Genomic DNA, 22,492 nt, shown 5'->3' on the forward strand with positions numbered 1-22,492 from the left:
GTCACTCCCGCGCGCCGCGCCGGTTCAATTCCTCCACCACCGCGGCGTCCACAAACGTCCGCGCGACCGCCACGCCGTCCGTCTCCAACCACAGATGCAACCGCGCCGGGCCGCCCGGCGCCGGGACGGTCAGCGGGAACGCGTCGCTGAGCCGGAACGGTTTCGCTTGCGCGGCAAGGGAAACCGAGGCCGGAGGCAGACTGCGCGAACCCGGCGCGCCCCATCCGGCGTGCAGCGTCCCCGCGATCGGCTCCTGGCCGGTGTGCGAGACGTGCACGTCCAGCGTCAGCGGCCCGGTCGGGACCGGGACGTCAGCGCCTGCGTGCGCGGGCACGAGGTCGACCACGAGAGTCGTCTCCGCGAAGGCGTCGGCCGGGTTCAGCCCGCCCCAGTCCTTCGGCCGCCGGTGTGCGTCCAGCAGGCCCGCCATCTCGTGTTCCACGTCGGTGAGTTCGGTGTAGATGTAGCCCGAGAACCGGTCGTGCCTGCGGATCTCCTGGGTCTGCCAGCGCACGTGCCACGCCCGCTCCAGGCTGGTGAACCCGGCGCCGTATTCGCTGTTCAGCACCGGGACGCCGGAGCGCGGGAAGCTCGCCGAACCGTAGAACGATTTGTCGACCAGGAAATCCGGCCGGAGCCTCACCTCGAACGACTCCCGCTCCCCCGACGCGAGCGCGGCGACGTTTTCCGCCCAGTGGCGCGGGTTTTCGTCGTAGTAGTGCCAGTCGACCAAGTCCGTCTTCACGTGCGCCCAGCCGGAGTTCTCCACGATCGGCCGGGTGTCGTCGAGCGACCGCATGAGGTCGTACGCGTGCTCGGCCGCGGCGGCGCGCTCCGGGCTGCCCGGGATGTCCCAGTCCAGGCCCCATTCTTCGTTGTACAGCCCCCAGATCACGATCGACGGATGGTTGCCGTCGCGGCGCACGAGGTCGGGCAGCTGCGCTTCGAAGGCCGCCGCGGCCGCCGGGCTGAACCGGCTCGGGCCCGGCGGTTCGGCCCAGACCAGCATCCCGGTCCGGTCCGCGTAGTCCAGCCACCGCGGTTCCTCGGCCTTGAGATGCTTGCGCACCAGGGAAAACCCGAGTTCTCGCGCCAGGTCGAGGTCGCGGACCAGCGCTTCGTCGTCCGGTGCGGTGAGCCCGCTCTCCGGCCAGTAGCCCTGGTCGAGCACGCCTCGCACGTACAGCCGCTCTCCGTTGAGATACAGCCCTTCGCCGCGTGTTTCGATCCGGCGCAATCCGCCGGTCACGGTCAGCCGGTCGGCGTACTCGCCCTCGCCGACGGTCACCTCGATCGAGTAGAGATGCGGCGAGTCCGGGCTCCACAACTGCGGATCGGGAAGGTCCAGCCGTCCGGAGAACCGCCCGTCGCGCACCGGAAGGACGGTCTCGCGGCCTTCGAGGCGAGCGACCACCACCGCGCTGTCCGGAGCGTCGCCGGCGAGTTCGCCCGCGAGGTCGAACCCGGTCAGCGAATCTCCGCGCACCGAGACTTCGGCGGCGTACGTGCGGCCGCGGGCTTCCAGCCAGACGGTCTGCCAGATCCCGGACGTCGGCGTGAACGACACGCCGTCGTAGTCGTCGCGCGGGATCGAACGCTGTTTGCCGTGCGGGATTTCGCGTTTGTCCGCCGGTGCTTCGACCTCGACGGTCAGCTCGGCCGGGCGGCCCGGTTCCAGCACGTCGGTGACATCGAACTCGAACGAGCTGTGCCCGCCGACGTGCGACCCGACAGGTACGCCGTCGATCGACACGTCCGCCCGGTGATGCACCGCGCCGAAGCACAGCACCACCCGGTGTCCGGCCCACTCCGGCGGGACCGTGACCGTGCGCGCGTAGACCGCATGCGGCAGCCACGTCCGCTGCACGCCGGAAGCCGCGGTCTCCCAAGCGAACGGGACGACGATCGAGTCCGGAGCCCCGTCGTCGGCGGTGAACCGCCAGCGGCCGTTCAGGTTGAGCCACCGCGCGGACCGGTCCCGGTCGGGACGCGGATATCCGGGCCGGGCCACCGCCTCCGCAGTGGTCGGCTCGGCGGCGTTCTCGGCAATCGTCATGTGTGTCAGCCCTTTACGCTTCCGGCGAGGATGCCGTTGATGAAATGCTTCTGCAGCACGATGAACAGGATCAGGAGCGGGACGAGCGCGAGCGACGCGGCGGCGAGCAGCTCGCCGGTGACCGTCGCGTAGTCGGCGTCCACGCGGTTGCCCGAGATGTTCTGGGCGAGCGTCGAGAGGACGACCTGCAGGGTGGCCATCCGGCTGGAGCTGGCCGCCACGACCGGCCAGACGAAATCGTTGTAGATGTTCATGATCGTCAGCACGCCGAGCCCGGCGAGACCGGGCCGGATCGCCGGGACGACCACCCGCCAGAAGATGCCGAACTCGCCGCAGCCGTCGACGCGCGCGGCGTCGAGCAGTTCGTCCGGGACCGCCGCGATCACCTGGCGCATCCAGAAAATCGCGAACGCGTCGACCGAACCGGGCAGGATCAGCGCCTGGTAGGTGTTGACCCAGCCGAGTTCCTTCATCTCCAGCAGCAGCGGGATGATCAGCACGATCGTCGGCAGCATCAACGTGAGCAGCACCGTGCCGAAGATCAGGTTGCGGCCGGCGAACCGGTACTTCGCGAACGCGTACGCCGCCAGCGGCGCGCAGAACATCGTGATCGCGCCCTTCGCCACGAGCACGACGCCGGTGTTGACGAACCCGCTGCCGATCGGGACGTCCTGGAACATCCCGCGGAAATTGGCGAGGGTGAAGGTCGCCGGATCGAATCCGAGCGGGTCCCGGATGATCTCGCCCGCCGGTTTGAACGACGACAGGATCGCCCACGCCACCGGCGCGAGCAGCGCCACGGTCAGCACGATCAGGAACGCGTGCGAGCCGAGCAACGGCCGCGCCTTGGACCGCCGTTCGCGGACGCCGAGGGTCGTCATGTCAGTCCTCCGCTCGCAGCAGCCGCACGAAAAGCAGCGACACCGCCATCACGACGATCACCAGCAGGAACGAGTTCGCCGCTCCGGTGCCGAGATCCGCGCGGGTGATGTGCTGGTACAGGTAGAGCCCGGCGGTGGTGGTCGAGGTGTACGGCCCGCCTTTCGTCACCACGTACGGTTCGGCGAACATCTGGAACACCGCCAGCGTCTGCAGGACGACGCTGAACATCAGCGAACGGCGCAGCAGCGGAACGGTGATCGACCACAGCTGCCGTACCCGGCCGGCTCCGTCGAGCGAGGCCGCCTCGTACAGTCCGCGGTCGATCTGCTGGAGTCCGGAAAGGACGATCAGCACCACGAACCCGGTGGTCTTCCAGAGAAACAGCAACGCGAGCGTCGGCTTCGCCCATCCGCTCGTGACGAGCCAGCCGACCGGCGGCAGGCCGACCGCGCCGAGCAGCGCGTTCACCGCGCCGTTGTCCTGGTCGAACAGCACGATCCAGATCTGCGCGACCGCGACCAGCGGCGTCACGAACGGCACGACGAACGCCACCCGGTAGAAGCCGCGCAGCCGCTTGATCGCGTTGAGCAGCACCGACACGAGCACCGCCAGCACGATCTGCGCCGGGACGATCAGCAGCCACAGCACCCCGGAATTGCCCAGCGACGACCAGAAACCGCCGTTGGTCAGCAGGTACTGGTAGTTGTCGAGGCCGACCCAGTGCGCGGCGCCGGAGCCGTGCCAGTCGGTGAAGCTCAGGCGCAGCGTGAAGAACAGCGGGTAGACGCTGAAAGCCAAGAACACCAGCACGAACGGCAGCACGAAGACGTACGGCGCGAACCGGCGGCGCCAGGACAGGGCGCTCCGCCGCCGACGGGGCGCCCGGGACCGCGGTGCGGCGGCAGGCGGCGGTTCCCGGAACGCTCTCGTCGCGGCGGAAACGGAACGAGTGGTCATTTGCGGTCGATCAGGTTGGTCTGGATGTCCTTGCCCGCCTTGTCGATCACCTGCTGCGGGGTGAGCGCGCCGTCCAGCATTTTCTGCAGGCCGGTGCCGAGGTAGTCGACCGCGCCGGACCACCAGGACGGGATCGGCGCGCCGCCGGGGATGTCCCGGCTCGCTTCGACCGCGGTCTTCCACAGGTCCTGGCCGCCCATCGCCTCGATCGGGCGGAACAGCGGTTTCGCCGGGTCGGCCGCGGGCCGGTAGGCCGGGATCGACGTGTTCAGGCCGCCCGGATAGACCGCGTTCGGGCCGTAGACCCCGGTGTAGCCGGCCTCCTCGAACGCCAGGAAGCGGTAGAACAGCCAAGCCAGCTTCGGGTTCTTGGCGTCCTTGGGGATGACGAACGACGAGCCGCCCATCGCGCCGCTGCGCGCGCCGCCCGCGGTCCACGCCGGCAACGGCATCGCCCGCCAGTCGCCCTTCGTGGCGGTCAGCTGCTGCTGCGGGGCGAAATCGAACCAGATCGCCCACGGGTAGAAGACCTCGTTGCCGGAGTCGAGCGCGCTGACGTCGCTGGGCTTGAGGTACTCCGCGCGGGTGCCGAGCCCGTCCTTGCGCACGGTGTCGAGCCAGGTCAAGATCTGGCGGTACTGCGGCGAATCCAGCCGCAGCGCGCCGTCCGGGCCGGCCAGGCTGGTGCCGAGCTGGCTGGCGAACATCTCGAGCTGGAGCTGGCTGTTGAAGGCGTTCTGCTCCAGGTGGATCGGCTTCGCGCCGGGCTTGTACTGCTGGTACTTCTTCGCCGCGGCGAGCAGGTCGTCGTAGGTCTTGATGCCGTTCGGGTCGATCCCGGCCGCGCTCAGCGCCTTCGCGTTGTAGAACAGCAGCCCGGGGTCGAGGTCGAAGGGCACGCCGTAGATGCCGCCGCCCACGGTGTTGACGTCGACCTTCTGCTTCGCGATGTCCTTGGTGTAGGGCGCGAGCACGTCCTTGAGATTCCACAGGTGGCTGACGTAGCCGCCGACCTTGGCGTCGTCGAGGAAAACGCCGTCGGGCACGTCGGTGCCGGTGATCAGCGTGTTCTGCAGTTTGGAGTCGATGTCGACGGCCTCGTGCTTGACCGTGACGCCGGGGTATTTGGCGGTGAACTTCTTGATCGCGGAGTCGAAGACCTTGTACAGGTCGCCGGAGCGGTCCCAGATGGTGATCTCGCCTTTCGGCGCGTCCTCCGCCGGGGCCTGCAGGACGGCGTTGTCCGCCTCCGCGCCGCCGGAACCGATGTCCGGGCCGCAGCCGGTCAGCCCGGCGACGAGCAGGACCGCCGCGGCGGCCGTTCCGCCGCGGCGCGCGAGGAGGCGGGCTGGTCCGCCGCTCCGTCCGAGAGTGGATTTCATGGCACTCCTTTGTGCGGGACGGTGACAAGGGGCGCGGGGAGAAGGACGCGCCCTCGTTTGCCATCGTACGCAAACTGTACGACATGCTTGCACACGTTGCAAAAGGTAGGGTGGCTTCCGGACGAAGGGGGTTTCCATGGCGGCGACGTTGCGGGACGTAGCGGATCGGGCACAGGTTTCCGTGCGGACGGTGTCGAACGTCGTCAGCGGCTACGAGCACGTCAGCGACAAGATGCGCCAGCGCGTGCTGCGGGCGATCGAGGAGCTCGGCTACATCCCGAACCCGGTCGCGCGCACGCTGCGCACCGGCAAGACCGGCCTGCTTTCGCTGGTGGTGCCGGAAATCGACGTGCCGTACTTCAGCCAGCTCGCGCGCGAGGTCATCGACGCCGCCGCGGGTCTCGGCTTCCAGGTGATGATCGACCAGACCGGGCACGACCACGAGCGGGAACGCCAGCTGCTGCGCGGCGGCGGCAGGCGCAACCTGTTCGACGGCATGCTGTTCGCCCCGCTCGCGACGAGGGACGAGCTGCGCGACGTCGACCCGGGCCGCTCGTCGCCGCTGATCCTGCTCGGCGAGCACGTCTTCGACCAGCGCTTCGACCACGTGGCGATCGACAACGTCGTCGCGGCCCACGACGCGACGAAACACCTGCTCGACCGCGGCCGCACCCGCATCGCGGCGATCGGCGCCCAGCCCAAGCAGACCTACTCGACGCCGTTGCAACGCACGGAGGGCTTCCGGAAAGCACTGGAGGAACGCGGGCTCGAACCGGTGAACGCGCTGCAGCGCACGGCCGCGCACTACGGCCGCGCCGACGGCTACGCTGCCGCGACGTCGCTGCTGCGCAAGTCACCGCATCCGGACGCGATCTTCTGCTACTCCGACCTCCTCGCGATGGGCGCGATGCGCGCGGTGTTCGACGCCGGTCTGCGGGTGCCAGAAGACGTGGCGATCATCGGGATCGACGACATCGAGGAAGGCCGCTACTCCCGGCCGTCGCTGAGCACTGTTTCGCTTGACACGCCGTTCATCGCGAGAACGGCTGTTGCCCGGCTGGCCGCGCGGATCGAGGACCCTGGGCTGCCTGCGGAGGAGTTCATCGCACCGCACACGCTGCTCGCCCGCGAGAGCACGGGAGGAAGCTGACCCGGCACCGGCACAGCAACCCGTGGCTTCAGCGCACCCGCAGCCGCCGCCGGGCGAAGACCAGTGCGCTGAGGCTCAGCACCGCCAACGCCATCACGTAGTAACTCGGCGCCAGGTTGCTCCCGGTCGCCTCGATCAGCCAAATCACCACCAGCGGCGTGAACCCGCCGAACAGCGAGGCGGTGAGGTTGTAGCTGACCGCCAGCCCGGTCGCCCTGGTCCGGGTCGGGAAGACGTCGGCCATCATCGTGCCCAGCGGGCCGACGTACCAGACCTTGACCAGGCCGATCGCCGCCAGCACCGCCGTCATCATCGCGAACGTCGGATGGCTGTTCAGCGCGAGGAACAACGGGAAGATCGCCAGCAGCAGCACCGAACAGGCGGCCGCCATCAGCGGAACGCGGCCGGTCCGGTCGGAGAGCCGTCCGGCGACCGGCGCGAGGACGGTCAGCACGATCTGCGCGACGATCGTCGTGGTGAAGGCCAGCGATGTGGGCAGTCCGAGATTGCGGATCGCGTAGGTCGGCAGGTAAATGATCAGGTAACTGATCGCGGTCGACACCGCCATCGCGCCCATCGCGACCAGAATCCGCGTTTTCTGCGCACGCAGGACTTCCCGCAGCGGAGCCTCGACGGACTCCTTCTCGAATGCCGGGGATTCCTCGACGTGCCGCCGGATATAAAAACCGATCGGCGCGATCAGCAGGCCGAAGGCAAAGGGAATCCGCCAGCCCCACGAACCCAGCTGCTGTTCGGTGAGCACCGCGCTCAGCACGGCGGCGAACACGATGCCCAGCAAGGTGCTCAAGCCCTGGCTCGCCGCGCCCCAGCTGCCCATGAAGCCGCGGCGTTTCCGGTTGCTCTCCACCAGATACGCGGTCGCGCTGCCGAATTCGCCGCCCGCCGAGAATCCCTGCAGCAGGTTGGCGAACACCAGCCCGATCGGGGCCGCGATCCCGATCGTCGCGTAATTCGGCATGATCGCGATCAGCAGCGAGGCCACCGCCATGATCCGGATCGACACCACCAGCGCGGCTTTGCGGCCCGCGCGGTCGGCGTAGGACCCGAGGATCATCCCGCCGAACGGGCGGATCAAATACGCTACTGCGACGCTGGCGAAAGCCAGCATCAGCGAAACCGCCGGATCAGTCGCGGGAAAGAACTGTTTCGCCAGCACGTCGGCAAACAAGGTGTAAGCCCCGAGGCTGAACCATTCCAGGGTGTTGCCGATCGTGGCCGCGAACACGATCCGGGACGAACGCGGTGCTGGGCCGTGGCCGGTTTTCAGGGCAGGGGAATCGGGAGCGGGGATCGACATGGTCGCCTCCGGGGCGGTGCGTCAGCGGTTCGGCTTCGTGGATGAATCGCGGCTCCGAGCGCATTCGCCCGGAGCAACCATGTGCGGGAATTCAGCGGAGCTTGCCCAATTCGAGCAGGACGTTCGCGGCGGCCGTGATCCCGGCGTGGAACCGGGCGAGTTCGAAATTCTCGTTGGGGCCGTGGTTGTGCTCGTCGACGTTCGCCAGCGGGATTCCGTAGCACGGCAGGCCGAGACCGTCGGACAGCGCGGCGATCGGAAGGCTGCCGCCCATCGCGGGCACCAGCACCGCCGGACGCCCGGCGGCCGCGCTGACCGCGTCGGTGATCACCGTGGTGTAAGGCGATTCCGGCAGCGTCCGCGAAGCTTCCATCACCCCGCCCGGGACGTGCAGTTCGGCGTGCGGAAGGTGTTGCGCGAGGTGCGCGCGCAACGCGTCGATGACCGTGGAAGCCCGCTGGCCGCCGACCGTCCGGATATCGCAGCGGGCCACCGCGACCGCCGGGATGACCGTGCGGTGCTCGCCTCCGTCCAAACAGGACAGCGAGTTGATGCTGAAGGTGGGCGAGGCGAGGCGGTCGTTGAACCCGGCGCCGTCCGGCACGTCCATCCGGTCCAGCCCGACTTCGGCGAGCGCCGCGGGCACGTCGACCGGAAGCGCGTCGAGCGCGTCCCGTTCCGACGGGCTCAGCGGGACCATGCCGTCGGTGAGCCCCTCGACCAGGATCTCCCCTTCCGGCGAGCGCATCGTCGACAGCAGCCACACCAGCTCCCACGCCGGGTTCGCCGCGACCCCGCCCCAGTTTCCCGAATGCAGGGCCGCCGGAGCGCCGGGCACCCGGATCTCGAACCGGACCGCGCCGCGCACGCCGAGGCTGACCGTCGGCTCGCCGCTGTCGTGCACCGGCCCGTCGCTCCACAGCACCAGGTCCGCGTCCCACTCGTCGCGCAGCCCGGCGAGCGCCGGCTCCAGGTTCGGACTGCCGATTTCTTCCTCGCCGTCGAGCAGCACCGTCACGCTGCACGGCAGTTCACCGGTCTCGGCGAGCGCCCGCAACGCCAGCAGTTGCGCGAAATGCTGCCCCTTGTTGTCCCCCGTGCCGCGCCCGTACATCCGCCCGTCGCGGACGCTGGCCTCGAACGGCGGACTGTCCCAAGCGGACAGCGGCCCGGCCGGCTGGACGTCGTAATGCCCGTAGATCACCACGTGCGGCGATCCGGGAGGCCCGTCGGCGCGCCCCACGGCCAACGGCCAGCCGCCGGTGTCCACCTGCCGCGCGTCGAGCCCGCTGCGCCGCAGCAGCCCGCACGCGAACTCGGCCGCCTCGGCCATGCCCTCGCCGGTGGCGCTCACGCTGGGAACGCCGATCCACTCGGCCAGCTCCGCCTCGTGCCGCTCCCGGTGCTGCTCGACGTACGACTCGATGCGGCGCACCCGGACCTCCAGTGATTTCATTTTCTGATATCGATACCATCGAAGCAAATCGGCTAAGCTGCTGTCAATGGACGAGCCCCTCCCGCGCCAGGCGACCGCCGCCGACCTCCGCGCGCTCGCGCACCCGCTGAGCTGGCGGATTCTGCGGCTGTGCCTGGATTCCGCGTGGACGAACCAGCAGTTGGCGAAACGGCTGGAAGAGTCGCCGGCGACCGTGCTGCGCCGGGTGCACGCCCTCGCGGAAGCGGGTTTCCTCGTCGCCGAACCGGCCCGCCGCAGCGACCTGGGCGCGTGGGAACGCCCCTACCGGACGACGCGGCGGACCTGGCACCTGGACCTCGACCACGCAGGCGATCCGGCGCTGACCGCACGCGTCGAACTTGCGACCCTGGACGCGCACCGAGCCGAAATGCTCGAAACCGACCCGGCGTCGATCCAGCAGACCCGCCGCGGCGTGGTCCGGCTGAGCGACGAGGCCGCGTCCGAACTCCAGTCCCGGCTGGACGCACTGCTGGACGAGTTCGTCGAACGCGAGGAACCGACCGGGCGCAGGTATTCGTTCCTGTGGAGCGTGGTCGAGCGGCCCGGAGAGCCGGACCCCGCGAAGGACTGACGACGGCAAGTGCTGTCGCGCGGGGCGGAAATCGCGGACGCCCATTCCGTCGCCTCGCCGGAATTGAGCGCGCTTTGAGCGACGAGGACTAGCCTCGATCAGGCTAAGCGTATTTTTCGCGGACCACGGCGGCGCGCCCCCGGGTCACGCATTCCGCCTTTCCCGTTTCCGATGTGCTGGGGAGAATTTCAAGCGATGAGTCTGCGCACGATCCCGCTCGCCGCCGGAGCCTTGCCCGTCCTCGGGCATCTGCTCCCCTTGCTGCGCGATCCCTTCGGCTTTCTCACCGGACTGCCCGAACAGGGCGACCTGGTGCGCGTCAAGGCCGGCCCGGCGACCGTGGTGGTGGTGTGCGATCCCGAACTGACCCGCCAAGTGCACCGCGACGACCGCGCGTTCGACAAGGGCGGCCCGATCTCGGAATGGAATCGCCGGCTGCTGGGCGACGGCCTGTTCACCTGCCCGCACGACCTCCACCGCCGCCAGCGGCGGCAGCTCCAGCCCGTTTTCCACCGCGACCTCGTCTCCGGTTACCTGGGCAAAGCCGCGGCCCGGATCGCCGAACTGACCGGTTCCTGGCAAGACGGGCAGATTCTCGACGTCTCGGCGGAAATGCGGAAACTCACCTCGTCGGTCGTGGTGTCCACGCTGTTCTCCGATTCGATTCCGCCGGACACGGTCCGCCAGGCATTGCGGGACGGGGACGTATTCCTCAACACTCCGGTGCAGCTGCTCACGCTGAGCGAATTCAAGCTGCCGGTGCTGAACGTCCGGGAACGCAAGCAAGCCCAGCAGCGGCTGCAGGAGGTGAGCACCGACCTCGTGCGGCGGCACCGTTCCGGCGGACGCGACCGCCACGATCTGCTGTCGATCCTGATCGCGGACAAGGACGACCAGGGCGCCCTGTCGTCCCCGGAAGAACAGATCAGCAACAACGTGCTGACCTTCTTCCTCGCCGGCGCCGAGACGACGTCGCTCACCCTGGCCTGGGCTCTCCACCACCTGACGCGGGCGCCGGAGGTGGCCAGCCGGTTGCGCGCCGAGGCGGACGAGGTGCTGGCAGACCATCCGGTCGGCCCGGCGGATCTGGAGCGCCTGCCCCTCGCGCGCCGGGTGATCAGCGAGACGCTGCGGCTGCGGCCGCCGGGCTGGGTCGCCTCCCGCTCGCTGACCGCCGACACCAAACTCGGCGACCACCTCCTGCCCGCCGGGACGAACGTGATCGTCAGCCCTTATCTCATCCACCGCCGCGAGGACCTCTACCCGGATCCGGAACGCTTCGACCCGGACCGCTGGCTGCACACCCGCGCTACCGCGACGGCCTCGTACATCCCCTTCGGCAACGGGGCGCGCAAGTGCATCGCCGACAACTTCGCCCTCGGCGAAGCGGCACTGGCTCTCGCCGGCATCACCCGCCAATGGCGCCTCGACCCGGTGCCCGGCGCCCGGGTGCGCCCGGTCCCCGCCGGGACGCTGCGCACCAAAGGGCTGCTGTTGCGGGCGACCGCCCGAAAGCCTTGACCAGCGCTTCCCGTTCCCCGGCCAGGAGACTCCCCTTCGGATCGGCCGACCTGTTGCACATTCGCCCGGCGATGCAGGAAAATCGTCGCGAATGCGCACAGCGTGCCCGGAAACCGGCGCGCGTCTCATGGGGGAGCCAGATGCGGAGCACTCTTGACCTCAGGATATTAGGACCTCTCTCGGTATCCGCGGGGAACAGGACGCTGACCCCGTCCGCCCCGAAGGAACGCCATTTGCTCGGGTTGCTGCTCACCCAGCACGAAAAAGTCGTTTCGCTGAACCGGATCATCGACGAGCTGTGGCTCAAAAAGCCTTCCAAGTCCGCGGTGACCGCGGTGCAGACCTACATTCTGAACATCCGGCGGCAGCTGGCGGCGGCACTGGACGTTCCCGGCAGCCGGGTGCGCGCCGAAATACTGCAGACCCACAACCGGGGATATCTGTTCGACACCGCGCAAAGCCGGTTCGACCTCGCCGAATTCGAGCGGCTGACCGCACGGGGCAGCACCGCGCTGGACGCCGGCGACCACGCCAAGGGAGTGCGGCTGCTCGCCGCGGCCGAGCAGCTGTGGCGCGGGCTCCCGCTGCTCGATGTCGACCAGGGGCCGTTGCTGCAGGCCGAAGTCGCCCGGATCGAGCAGACGCGGTCCAACGCCCGGATCAAGCGAGTGGAAACCCAGCTGCACATCGGGCAGTTCCGCGAGGTGCTCGCCGAATTGTCCGGACTGGTCGTGGAACATCCCTTCGACGAGCATTTGCACGGTTACTACATGATCGCGCTGCAGCGAGCGGGAAGACGCCAGGACGCGCTGCGCGTATTCCATGAACTGCGCAAATCGATGACCGAGGAACTGGGCATCGAACCGTCCGCCGAACTGCAGCTGCTGCAGCGAAGGGTGCTCGACGCCAACAGCACTTCCGCGATCGAACCGATCGCCCGGCACTCTTTGCTCCACCAGCTGTACGCCGCCCCCGGGCGCTGATATTGACACCGGTTCCGCGGAAACCGACCATGGAACTCATGGTCGACCCAACCCCGCGATCCCGGCTGGACGCGGAATTCTCCCCGAGCCGCCTGGCCCCGAATTTCCCGGCCATTCTCGAGGAATGCGCCGAACTCAGCCGGAAAGCCAAAGACACGACCGGATTCGCCACCTATTCCTACGGCCCGCATCCGGCCGAAGCCGTGGACCACTTCCCCGCTTCCGAGCCCGGCGCGCCGCTGCAGGTGTTCGTCCACGGCGGACACTGGCAGCAGACCAGCAAGGACGAGGCCAGCTTCAGCGCACTGGATTTCGTCAACCAGGGCTACGGATTCGCCGCGGTGGGCTACGGCCTCGCGCCCGGCCGGACCCTGCCCGAGATGTGCGACGCGGTGTGGCGGGCGTTGTGCTGGATCCGGGACAACGCCGGAAAACTCGGCACCAGGCCGGACGCGGTGCACGCCAGCGGAAGTTCCGCGGGTGCGCACCTGCTGGCCATGGCGCTGTGCACCGATCGGCGCACGCCCGGCGAGCGGCCCCCGCTGGCCAGCGCTTGCCTGCTGAGCGGCACCTACGACCTGGAACCGATCCGGCACACCTACGTCAACGACGCGCTCGGCCTCGACGCCGCGACGGCCCGGGCGCACAGCCCGCTGCACGCGCTGCCCTGCCGGACGCCCCGGCTGCTGCTGGCGCGGGGCGAATTCGAGACCGGCGAATACATTCGCCAGCAGAAGGAATTCGCGGCCGCGGCACGCCGGGCGGGCAATCAGGCGGCCGAGCTGGTCGTCCCGGGGGCCAACCATTTCGATCTGGTGCTGGGACTGGGAAATCCCGCGGACCCGCTGGGCGCCCGGGTGCTGGCGGCCATGGCGACGCGCTAGCGCTGGGTGCCGCCGAGGCCCAGTCTCGGCGGCACCCAGCAGTCAGGACTTGATCGCCTGAAGCACCCCGTGCGGCGTCCAGGACGACGTGCCGACCCGGGTGATCTCGGCAAAACCGGTTTCCCGCAACCATTCCTCGTACCGGTGCCACGGATACAGCGTGCTGCCGGCGAAGGGCAACGTGGAGAAGTACACGCTGTCCAGCGCCGCGTACAACGGCCCCTGCCCGTCGTCGTCGGCGAAGGCGTTGAAGATCAGCACGCGTCCGCCGGGCTCGACCGCGTGCCATGCCTTGCCGAGCAGTTCGCGGTTCTGCTCCGGCGTCCAGATCACGAGCTGATGGGCGAACAGGACGCAGTCGTGGCCGCCCGGGTACTCGCCGGTGAAGATGTCGGCGGCGTGCAGCTCGATGCGGTCCCGCAGTCCGGCGGCGCGCACCCGCTCCGCCGCGACCTCCAGCGCGGCCGGGCGGTCGAGCACCGTGACCCGCAGGTGCGGATGCGCCTGGGCCAACGCGATCGCGTTGACCGCGTCGCCGCCGCCCACGTCGAGCACCCGGCGCACCTCGGCGAACCGCGGCCCGTTCACCAGCACCGGATTGGACAGCTTCGACCAGGCGTTCATCCCGCGGTAGAACAGTTCCTCCAGGCCTTCCGAATTCGACAGCCTGCTGTAGAGGTCCTCGGTGTCCCCCGGGAAATGCCGGATGCCCGCGTTCCGGCCGGTGCGCAGGGATTCCGCGTAGTCGGACGCGGGCAGATAGCTGATCCGGGCCTGGAACTCCACGATGTCGCGCAGTGTCTGCCAGCTGCCGTCCCGGAACGCCGCGTCGATGATCTCCGCGTTCCGGTAACGGCCGTCCTCGGCGGTGGTGAGCCCCAGCGCGGTGGTGCCGAGCAGCAGCACGTCGGCCGAGCGGGCGGGCAGGTCGAGCGCGGCGGCCAGCTCCGGCTTCGAGCTGTCCGGACGCTCGGCCAGCCGGGCGAAAAGCCCGAGCTGGAAACCGGCGTTCAGCTGCTGGAACGCGGCGTGCCCGAACAGGATCGGGACCAGCCCCGGCATGGTCAGCGGGGCAGTGCGGCTCTTGAGCGTTGGGGTCACAGCGACGTCCTCACTGACCAGAGTTCGGGAAAGAACCGATGTTCGTTGATCTCGCGCAGCCACGGCGCCCCGGTGGTGCCGCCCGTTCCCGGCTTGCTGCCCAGCATCCGCTCCACCACCAGCAGGTGGCTGGCGCGCCAGTGGGAGAACCGGAACGCCACCTCGGTCAGCCGCTCGGCGATCCGGTGCGCGGCCGGCCACCGCGCCGGCTGCTCGTACACCGCCCGCCACGCGAGTTCCACCGCGGCGTCCGGCCGGTACTGCGCGGACACGTCCCGCTCCAGCACCGCCGCGGGGATGTCGAGGCCCTCGCGGGCCAGCAGCCCCAGCGCCTCGTCGTAGACGGTGCGAGCGGCCAGTTCCCGGCGCAGCTGCGGGTAGAGCGCCAGCTGGTCCTCGGCCGCGGCGACCATGCGCGGATCCTTGTTGCCCAGGCAGAACTCCAAGGTGCGGTACATGAAGGACTGGGTGCCCGACGCCTCGCCGAGGATGTGCCGGAACACGAGGAACTCGTCCGGGGACATCGAGGTCAGCAGGTCCCAGGTCTGCACGAGCACCCGCAGCGACTGGGCGGCCCGGTCGAGCGCGAGGCACGCCTGGTCGACCCGGCGGGTGCGCAGCTGCTCGCGCGCCTGGTCGAGCTCCACGTACCCGACCCGGAACAGCAGCTCCTTGACGTGGCTCACCAGAAGGAAAACCACTTCCCTCGGCGAGTCCGTCCTCGGCTCGACCAGCTCGTGCAACCGGTCCATGTGCGCGTAGCTGACGTATTCCGGCGGACGCAGCGGGCAGACCGCCTCCCGTTCCGCGGTCATCGGGCCGCCCTGGCGAAGACCTCGCGCAGCTGCGGCTCCGCCACGTCGAAGACCCGGGCCGAGCACGAGCGCAGCGCGTCCAGGTACCGCCTCCGCAGTTCGGTTTCGTCCAGGTGCACCGATTTTCCGCCCTTGATCAGCGTCCGGCCGGCGACCAGCACGGTGTCGACGTCCAGCGACCCGCCCAGATGCAGGAAGGCCTCGAGCGGACGCGGCTCCAGCAGGTACCGCCAGTCGTCCGCCCGCACCATCAGCAGATCGGCTTGCTTGCCCGGGGCGATGCTGCCGATCTCGTCCTGCCAGCGCAGGGCTTCGGCGGGCAGCCGGGTGGCCATCGCCAGTGCCCGGCTGGCGCGCAGCACGGTCGGGTCGGCGTACAGCTCGTTGTGCTGCTGCCACGCCGCGCGCATGTTTTCCGCCATGCCGCCGATGGGTTTGCCCGCGCCGTCGGTGGACAGCGACACCGGAAGCCCGGCCTTGGCGAACTCCGGGATCAGCCGGGTTTCGGACATCGTGGATTCGCCCACCGGCCCGTACTTGGCGGGCGAATGGCTGACGTGCACGCCCGCCTCGATCAGCAGCCGCCGCTCGGCTTCGTCGGCGAAACTGGTGTGCGCGCCGAGCAACCGGTCGTTGAGCAGCCCGAGATCGGCGAACCGGTGCACCGAGCCCCGGCCGAAGAACTCCCGCACCGTCGGGCTTTCCGTGCGCAGCGCGCACAAGTGGGCCCCGGTGGTCAGCCCGTACCGGTCGGCCAGCTCCGCGAGACCCGTTCCCGCTTCGTCGGACATATTGGTCACCACGACGACCGACGCGCGCGCCCGCAGCATCCCGGTGTCGTCGGCGGCGCAGATCTTCGCCACCCGGTCCAGTTCGTCCACGACGGCGGCAGCCGGGCGCGACCGCCGCGGGCGGGCCGCCCCCGCTTCGCACACGACATCGCTGACCCAGGTGCTGACCACGCCGCGGATGCCGACCGCGCGGAACGCGGCGACCAGGGCGTCCGGCTGGTTGAGCGAACCGAGATCGGCGAGCGCGGTGGTCCCGGAACGCAGCTGGGTCCACACCGAGTAGGTGGCGATGTCGACCGCTTCCCGCTCGGTCAGCCGCGGCACCAGGTCGGCGAACCTGTCGAACAGCGGCGAGACCGCCAGCAAGTTGCCGCCCGAGGACATCCATCCCGGCACGTCCTCGTCGTCGCGCACCGGGCGCAGCGCGTCCATGGGGCTGATCCGGGACGAGAAGAACTCGTGCCAGTGCGCGTTGACGAAACCGGGCAGCACCATCATGTTCGTCGCGTCGACCGTGCGCACCGGCCGGTCCAGCGCCGCGGCCGCGGCGGCGACCTCGGCGTCCGTCCCGACCGCCGCGATCCTCCCGTCCTCGACCAGGACCGCGCCGCCGGGGACGACCCGCTCGGTCTCGTCCGCGGTGTAGACGATCCCGGCCCTGATCAGCTGCGCTTCGCCCGCCGTCATGAAACCGCCTCCAGATGTTTCCGCCAGGCCGCCAGGGTCGGCTGTTCCACCAGCGTGTCGAACGAGACCTGCAGCCCCCGCTTCCGCCACCGGTTGATCAGTCCCATCAATTCCATCGACGTCATGCCGAGGTCGGCGAGATTGCGATGCTCCTCGATGTCCTCCGGGCGCAGGGAAAGCACTCCCGCGACCTCGTCCCTGAGCTCCTCGTGCCCGCTCATCCGGCCTCCTCCCGCAGTTTCGCCGCGATGTCCGCGCGCAGCCTGGCCTTGTCCAGCTTTCCCAGTCCGGTGAGCGGCAGCTCGTCGACGAGCTCCACCCGGTCCGGGATCTTGAAGTCCGCGATCCCCTTGGCCCGCCAGGAGGACCGCAGCTGCAGCCCGGTCGGCGCCTTTCCGTCGGCGATGACGAAGGCGCAGGTCTTCTCGCCGAGCACCTCGTCGGGCATCGCCACCACGGCCGCCTGCCGGATTCCCTCCTCCGCCTGCAGATAGCCCTCGACCTCGGTCGCCGACACCTTGTCGCCGCCCCGGTTGATCACGTCCTTGATCCGGCCCGCGACCACCATGTCGCCCCGCTCGGTCTGCCAGATCAGGTCTCCGGAGCGGTAGAACCCGTCCTCGGTGAAGGCGACCGCGTTGTGCTCGGGCGCGTTGTAGTAGCCGCGGATCGTGTACGGGCCGCGCGCCCACAATTCGCCGCATTCGCCGCGCGGCACGTCCTGGCCGGTCTCCGGGTCGACCACGCGCAGCTCGTCGAATTCGCTCAGCGGCTGCCCCTGGGTGTGCAGCACGGTGTACTCCGGGTCTCCCCGGCGCACGTAGCTCATCAGCCCCTCGGACATGCCGAACACCTGCTGCAGCCGGCAGCCCAGCATCGGGGTGATCTTGCGGGCCAGGCTCTCGTGCAGCTTGGCGCTTCCGATCTGCACCACTTCCAGGCTGCTCAGGTCGGCTTCGCTCCATTCCCGCGCTTCGACCCACGCGTGCGCGATCGTGGGCACCAGGGAGCTCATCGTCACGCGTTCGCGTTCGATCAGCGGGAAGCAGCCGTCCGGGCTCGGGCTCAGCGCGAGCACCGCCCGGCCGCCGTGGTGCAGGGTGCCGAGCACCCCGGGGCAGCCGAGGCAGTAGTTGAACTCCATCGGAAGCACCGCGAGGTACACCGTGTCCCGGTCCAGCTCGCACAGCTTCGCGGCCGAGCGCAGCTGGTAGAAGTAGTCCGCGTGGGTGCGCGGGATCAGCTTGGGCAGCCCTGTCGTTCCGCCGGAAAGCAGGAAGAACGCGACGTCCTGCGCGTCGATCTCCGGCAGCTCGGCCGGTTCCTCGCCCACGGTGGACAGCGAAACGAACTCGGCGTACTCCCCCACGTCGCCGGCCACGAACACGGTCCGCACGCTCCGCCGGGGAATCGCGACCCGGGCCGCCAGCAGCCGGTAGTCGTAGCCGAGCCGCACGTCGGGGATCACGTACGCGACCGCGCCGGAGGTTTCGATCAGGTGGATCACTTCGACGTCGCGATGCGCGGGCAGCGAGAACACCGGGGTGACGCCCAGCCGGAACATCGCGAAGCAGACGATCAGGAACGCGCTTTCGTTGGTCATCTGGACCACTGCCCGGTCCCCGCGGACGAGGCCGTATCCGGCGAGGCCGCCCGCCATCCGGTCGATCTTCTCGTCCAGCTCGGCGTAGCTCAGCCGCTCCTGGCCGGACACCACGGCGGTGGCCGTGCCGTATTCGCGGGCCCATTGCCGGGGCAGCTCGCCCAGGGGGACGTCGAGCCACAGCCCGGCCTCGCGGTAGCGCCGGGCGAACTCCTCCGGCCACGGCGTGCATCCGGCGAGCATCACTGGTCGCTCCCGTCGCGCGTGATCTCGACCAGCACCGCGCCCGCCTCCATGCCCGGAGTCTCGGACAGCAGCAGCACGATCTCCCCCGCCCGCACCGCGCCGGTGCGCCACAGGTGCTCGAGCCCGGCGATGATGTCGACCGGCCCGACGTGCCCGATCCGCCTGCCGAACTCGTAGGTGCCGCGCTCCAGTTCCACGTCGATGGGGTCGAGGAAGAAGTTGCGCATCGCGGGCTTGCCGAAGTGCGGCTGCACGACCCTGGCGATGTCGCCCATCTTCAGCTCCGCGTCGGCCAGCGCCTGCCCGACCGCTTCCCTGATGTTCTCGGTCGCGTCGCCGGTCGGCGGTTTCACGCCCTGCGCCCATTGCCGGTTCCAGTAGGCGAACCGGCGTTCCAGGTCCACCGGCTCGCCGACGGTGATCGGCGGCGGGAACATCTGCTCGCCGCCCCGGTGCAGTTCTTCCATCATCGGCTTGGAATGGGCCCCGTTGGACAGCAGCCGGGCGAATCCGGACTCGGTGGACAGCACCAGCGCGCCGCCGCCGTCGCCGAGCGGGGCCAGGTTCATGCACCGCCAGCGGTCGATCACCGGCGTGCCGAAGTTGTCTCCCGCCGTGATGAGCGCCGCGGTTTTCTCCGTGCCCGCCTTGAGAAAGCTGCGCACGAAGCTCAGCGCCGTCACCGACGCGTTGCACCCCTGGATCAACGAGAGCGCCGGGATCGGAAGCCCGACCGTGTTGTTCAAGATGTAGTGCTGGGCCGACCAGGTCTCCGGTCCCTGGAAATGGGCGTGGCTGTGCACCAGGACGGCGAAGTCCTCCGCGCGGATGTTCGCCATCCGCAGCGCGGCGCGGCCCGCCGCGATGGCCAGGTCGGGGGCCGGCGTGTCCCCCGCGACCGACACGGACAGCATCCCCGTCGCCTCGCGCACCTCCTCGTCGTAGCGTCCCTCGGCCACGGCCTGCTCGGCGCTGTACCGATCCGGCAAGTGGGTCCCGATGCCCGCGATGTACACGTCCCCCATCCGCATTACCCAACCTCCATCTTGTGTTCTTGCCTGGACTGCGCCGCGTCGAACAATTCCCGGAAATGCGGATCGACCCGCTTGCCGTCGTCGTACAAATGGCCGAACCGGTCCCGGTACTCCCGGAACCATTTTCCGACGTGGTTCAGGAACAGAATGTCGTGGAACGCCATGTCCCGGACCGCCACCGCGGCGAACGGCGCCTGGTTGACCAGGAACCGCTCGTTGTGCGCGGCCGGCGCGGGGCATTCCGGATGGAACTGCCCGAGCATCAGCCCGTGCGCGATCGCGTCGCCCTTGCGCTCGGCGTGCGCCTGGTCGACGAGTTCGTAGTCCCGGGGAGGCAGCCCGGAAATCACCACCACCAGCGTGCGCAGGGTCGGCTTGAGCTCGCCGAAGTCCTCCTGCCGGTACCGGCACATCGCGGTGTCGAAGATCTGCAGCATGTCCCCGAGGTCGCCGCCCGCGAGCCAGTGGTACCGGTACGCGCGCAGCCCGGACGCGAGCCGGGCGGGCCGGACGAACGGGCAGATCGCGCCTTTCCGGCCCAGTTCCGGATGCGGTCTTTCGATGTACCCGGTCAGCCATTCGTCGAACGTGGCGGCCAGCTCGCCTTCCAATTCGTCCAGCTTTAACAGCACTTTGTCCCCCGGACTGTGGTCGATGATCAGATACCGAGCGCCCGCGCGACGTAGTCGAGGTGCGCGCCGGCGTCGCCGAAGGCGAGCGAGCAGGCGAACTGGTGGCGGGTGTACAGGTGCAGGTCGTGCTCGCCGGTGAAGCCGATCGCCCCGTGCACCTGATGGCCCAGCGCGCACACCCGGCGGTACGCCTCGCTCACCGCCGCCTTGGCGACGGCCACCTCCATCTCGGCGGGCAGTCCTTCGGACAGCCGCCACGCGGCCTCGTACGCGGTCAGCCGCGCACCGAGCACGTCGACCGCCATGTCCGCGCAATGGTGTTGCACCGCTTGGAAACTGCCGATCGGCCTGCCGAACTGTTCGCGCGTGCGGGCGTACTGGACGGTGCTGTCGAGCACCCGCTGCGCCCCGCCCGCCATCTCCGCGCAGGCGGCCGCCGCGCCGAGTGCGGAGATCAGCCGCACCACGGCGCGCCCGCCGTCGATCAGGCGGGAGGCCGGAACCACGACGTCGCGGAACTCCACCCGATACTGCGGTTCGCTGCCCACCACGTCAAGCTCGGCGCTGTGCACGCCGGGGACCGCGGTGTCCGCGACGAACACGGCCAGCTCGCCGTCCAGTCCGGCCACGACGAGCAGCTGCTCGGCGGCCTCGGCATACGGCACGAACCACGCGGTGCCGGACAGCCGGTAGCCGCCGGGGACGGGCGTGGCCCGCACCTCCGAGTCATCCGAGTCCCACTGCCCGCGCGGTGCGGCGCGGGCATAGCTGAGCACCCGGCCCCGCACGATCCCGCCGACGAATTCCTCGCGCTGCGCGGGCGTTCCGAACCGGGCGATGGGGAACGCCGCGCACACCACGCTCGGCAGATACGGGCTGGGAATCTGGTGCGCGCCCAGCTGTTCGAGCAGCAGGCACGCAGTCAGGAATCCGGCGCCCTCGCCTCCGTCGCTCGCCGGCAGCGGCAGCCCGGTCCACCCGAGGTCGACCAGTTCCTTCCACAAGGTCCTGCTGTAGCCCGCCGCTTCCGTGCGCACCGCCCGCGCTCCGGCCTCGGCCGCCCGCGCCGAAAGAAACTCGGCCGCGGCGTCGCGGATCAGCCGCTGGTCCGCGGTGAGGGTCAGATCCATTGCTCGCCTTTCCTCGTCGCCTGCCCGGGACCGCTCGCGGTCATCGCGGCAAACCCAGGCCGCGGCAGGCGATGATCTGCCGCTGGATCTCCGCCGCGCCCCCGATGAAGGTGGCGGCCACCGAGTCGAACCGCAGATGGGTGAACAGCGCTCCCAAGGGCGCTTCGCCGCGCTGCCACAGATTCGCGAACGGGCCGAACGCGCCGGCGCCCGTGCGCGCCAGCCGCTGGTTCAGCTCGGCGCCGAACAACAGGCTGGCCGACGCCTCGTATCCGGGCATCTCGCCCGCCTCCTGCTTGCTGACGGTGTAGCGCGCCAGGTTGTGCAGCACGCGGATTTCCAGGTATCGCTGGGCGATCTCGCGGCGCAGCACCGCGGCGTCGTCCCGCACGAACGGCACCGCTTGCCCGCTCCGGAGGTACTCGACAAGCTGGGCGAGCACTCGTTCGTACTTGATCGTCGCCCCGATGCCGGCGCGTTCGAACCCCAGCGCCGTCATCGCCGCCTTCCAGCCCTCGTTCTCGGCGCCGACCAGGTTCTCCGCGGGCACCCGGACGTCGGTGAAGAACATTTCGTTGAACGGCTCGGCGCCGCGGAGGTCGCGGATCGGCCGGATCGCCACGCCCGGCGACCTGGCGTCCACCAGCAGCATGGTGAGCCCGCGGTGTTTCGGCGCGTCCGGATCGGTGCGAGCGAGCACGAACAGCCAGTCCGCGTACTGCGCCAGCGAGGTCCACACCTTCTGCCCGTTGAGGACGTACTCGCCGCCCCGGCGGACCGCCCTCGTCCGCACCGACGCGAGGTCGGATCCCGCGTCCGGTTCGGAAAACCCCTGCGCCCAGGTGACTTCGCCGCGCGCGATGCCCGGCAGGTGGGCGGCGCGTTGTTCCTCGGTGCCGCAGGCGAGCAAGGTCGGCGCGAACAGGAAGGCCGCGATGCCGTTCACCGTCGGCACTCCGGCGCGCATCATCTCCTCCTGCAGGATCAGCTCCTGCATCGGAGAGCACCCGGCCCCGCCGTACTTCTCCGGCAGCCGGGGCGCCACCCAGCCCCGGCCGGCGAGCGCCGCCGCCCACGCCCGCGCGTGTTCGCGGCGGGCCGGGTCGGGACTGACCCGGTCCGCCGACCACTCGTAGCCGAGGGCGTCCTCCGGCTCCAGGCTGTTCTCGCCCGCCGGATCCGGTTCGTACCCGGCCGGGAAGGAGTCGCGGATGAAGGCGCGCACCTCGTCGCGGAACGCCGCGTCCTGCTCGCTGTCGGCCCAGTGCACCC

The 22,492-nt window shown here is 69.7% G+C and carries 20 protein-coding genes; 5 read left to right on the forward strand and 15 right to left on the reverse strand.

What is annotated here, in order from left to right:
• Position 1: 1 nt before the first annotated feature.
• The 4 genes from F9C12_RS09480 to F9C12_RS09495 are packed head-to-tail and all read right to left on the reverse strand — an operon-like array spanning position 2 to position 5,277.
• A complete protein-coding gene (locus F9C12_RS09480; RefSeq protein ID WP_409465594.1) occupies positions 2-2,056 on the reverse strand; it encodes a glycoside hydrolase family 2 protein in 2,055 nt (684 codons plus the stop codon).
• A 5-nt stretch (positions 2,057-2,061) separates the two neighbouring features.
• Positions 2,062-2,937, reverse strand: coding sequence for a carbohydrate ABC transporter permease (locus tag F9C12_RS09485; protein ID WP_409465595.1), 876 nt, complete (start codon positions 2,935-2,937; stop codon positions 2,062-2,064).
• Position 2,938: 1 nt separating this feature from the next.
• Positions 2,939-3,895, reverse strand: a complete 957-nt coding sequence (locus F9C12_RS09490; RefSeq protein WP_409465596.1) for a carbohydrate ABC transporter permease — start codon at positions 3,893-3,895, stop codon at positions 2,939-2,941.
• Entirely contained in the window at positions 3,892-5,277 is a 1,386-nt protein-coding gene (locus F9C12_RS09495; protein WP_409181634.1) for an ABC transporter substrate-binding protein, read from the reverse strand. The genes F9C12_RS09490 and F9C12_RS09495 overlap by 4 nt, the downstream gene beginning before the upstream one ends.
• 136 nt (positions 5,278-5,413) lie before the next feature.
• Here F9C12_RS09495 and F9C12_RS09500 point away from each other — a divergent pair, with 136 nt between their 5' ends.
• The gene (locus F9C12_RS09500; protein WP_409181635.1) at positions 5,414-6,427 is read left to right on the forward strand and encodes a LacI family DNA-binding transcriptional regulator; all 1,014 of its coding nucleotides are present in this window, start codon (positions 5,414-5,416) and stop codon (positions 6,425-6,427) included.
• Between the two features lie 28 nt (positions 6,428-6,455).
• Here the strand turns inward: F9C12_RS09500 and F9C12_RS09505 are convergent, their stop codons facing one another.
• Positions 6,456-7,745: an MFS transporter gene (locus tag F9C12_RS09505; protein WP_409465597.1), complete on the reverse strand. Its 1,290-nt coding sequence runs from the start codon at positions 7,743-7,745 to the stop codon at positions 6,456-6,458.
• 91 nt (positions 7,746-7,836) lie between these two features.
• Positions 7,837-9,201, reverse strand: a complete 1,365-nt coding sequence (locus F9C12_RS09510) for a M20/M25/M40 family metallo-hydrolase (protein WP_409465598.1) — start codon at positions 9,199-9,201, stop codon at positions 7,837-7,839.
• Positions 9,202-9,247: 46 nt separating this feature from the next.
• On the opposite strand from F9C12_RS09510, the gene F9C12_RS09515 reads away from it, so the two are divergent.
• The 4 genes from F9C12_RS09515 to F9C12_RS09530 all read left to right on the forward strand — a co-directional run bounded on the left by F9C12_RS09515 (position 9,248) and on the right by F9C12_RS09530 (position 13,181).
• Positions 9,248-9,793 (forward strand): ArsR/SmtB family transcription factor, encoded by a 546-nt coding sequence (locus F9C12_RS09515; protein WP_409465599.1) that lies wholly within the window; start codon positions 9,248-9,250, stop codon positions 9,791-9,793.
• Positions 9,794-9,988: 195 nt separating this feature from the next.
• Entirely contained in the window at positions 9,989-11,314 is a 1,326-nt protein-coding gene (locus F9C12_RS09520) for a cytochrome P450 (protein WP_409181639.1), read from the forward strand.
• A gap of 140 nt (positions 11,315-11,454) precedes the next feature.
• A complete protein-coding gene (locus tag F9C12_RS09525; protein ID WP_409465600.1) occupies positions 11,455-12,297 on the forward strand; it encodes a BTAD domain-containing putative transcriptional regulator in 843 nt (280 codons plus the stop codon).
• Positions 12,298-12,335: 38 nt separating this feature from the next.
• A complete protein-coding gene (locus F9C12_RS09530) occupies positions 12,336-13,181 on the forward strand; it encodes an alpha/beta hydrolase (protein WP_409465601.1) in 846 nt (281 codons plus the stop codon).
• A gap of 42 nt (positions 13,182-13,223) precedes the next feature.
• Here F9C12_RS09530 and F9C12_RS09535 read toward each other — a convergent pair whose 3' ends face one another.
• The 9 genes from F9C12_RS09535 to F9C12_RS09575 are packed head-to-tail and all read right to left on the reverse strand — an operon-like array spanning position 13,224 to position 22,490.
• On the reverse strand, positions 13,224-14,282 hold the full coding sequence (locus tag F9C12_RS09535; RefSeq protein ID WP_409181642.1) for a methyltransferase: 1,059 nt from the start codon (positions 14,280-14,282) through the stop codon (positions 13,224-13,226).
• Positions 14,279-15,097 carry a tryptophan 2,3-dioxygenase gene (locus F9C12_RS09540; RefSeq protein ID WP_409465602.1) on the reverse strand — a complete coding sequence of 273 codons (819 nt, stop codon included), beginning with the start codon at positions 15,095-15,097 and terminating at the stop codon, positions 14,279-14,281. The genes F9C12_RS09535 and F9C12_RS09540 overlap by 4 nt, the downstream gene beginning before the upstream one ends.
• On the reverse strand, positions 15,094-16,575 hold the full coding sequence (locus F9C12_RS09545; protein WP_409465603.1) for an amidohydrolase family protein: 1,482 nt from the start codon (positions 16,573-16,575) through the stop codon (positions 15,094-15,096). The genes F9C12_RS09540 and F9C12_RS09545 overlap by 4 nt, the downstream gene beginning before the upstream one ends.
• Positions 16,572-16,796: a phosphopantetheine-binding protein gene (locus F9C12_RS09550; protein ID WP_344278357.1), complete on the reverse strand. Its 225-nt coding sequence runs from the start codon at positions 16,794-16,796 to the stop codon at positions 16,572-16,574. Before F9C12_RS09550 ends, F9C12_RS09545 begins: the two co-directional genes overlap by 4 nt.
• Positions 16,793-18,421, reverse strand: a complete 1,629-nt coding sequence (locus F9C12_RS09555) for a (2,3-dihydroxybenzoyl)adenylate synthase (RefSeq protein ID WP_409466984.1) — start codon at positions 18,419-18,421, stop codon at positions 16,793-16,795. Before F9C12_RS09555 ends, F9C12_RS09550 begins: the two co-directional genes overlap by 4 nt.
• Positions 18,421-19,455: a ketoacyl-ACP synthase III family protein gene (locus F9C12_RS09560; protein ID WP_409181645.1), complete on the reverse strand. Its 1,035-nt coding sequence runs from the start codon at positions 19,453-19,455 to the stop codon at positions 18,421-18,423. Before F9C12_RS09560 ends, F9C12_RS09555 begins: the two co-directional genes overlap by 1 nt.
• A complete protein-coding gene (locus F9C12_RS09565) occupies positions 19,455-20,090 on the reverse strand; it encodes a DUF6875 domain-containing protein (RefSeq protein WP_409181646.1) in 636 nt (211 codons plus the stop codon). The genes F9C12_RS09560 and F9C12_RS09565 overlap by 1 nt, the downstream gene beginning before the upstream one ends.
• Positions 20,091-20,116: 26 nt before the next feature.
• Positions 20,117-21,220, reverse strand: coding sequence for an acyl-CoA dehydrogenase family protein (locus F9C12_RS09570; protein WP_409465604.1), 1,104 nt, complete (start codon positions 21,218-21,220; stop codon positions 20,117-20,119).
• A 40-nt stretch (positions 21,221-21,260) separates the two neighbouring features.
• A complete protein-coding gene (locus tag F9C12_RS09575; RefSeq protein ID WP_409465605.1) occupies positions 21,261-22,490 on the reverse strand; it encodes an acyl-CoA dehydrogenase family protein in 1,230 nt (409 codons plus the stop codon).
• Between the last annotated feature and the right edge of the window lie 2 nt (positions 22,491-22,492).

Origin of the sequence: Amycolatopsis sp. GA6-003 (assembly GCF_046267895.1) — a bacterium.
Taxonomy (GTDB): domain Bacteria; phylum Actinomycetota; class Actinomycetes; order Mycobacteriales; family Pseudonocardiaceae; genus Amycolatopsis.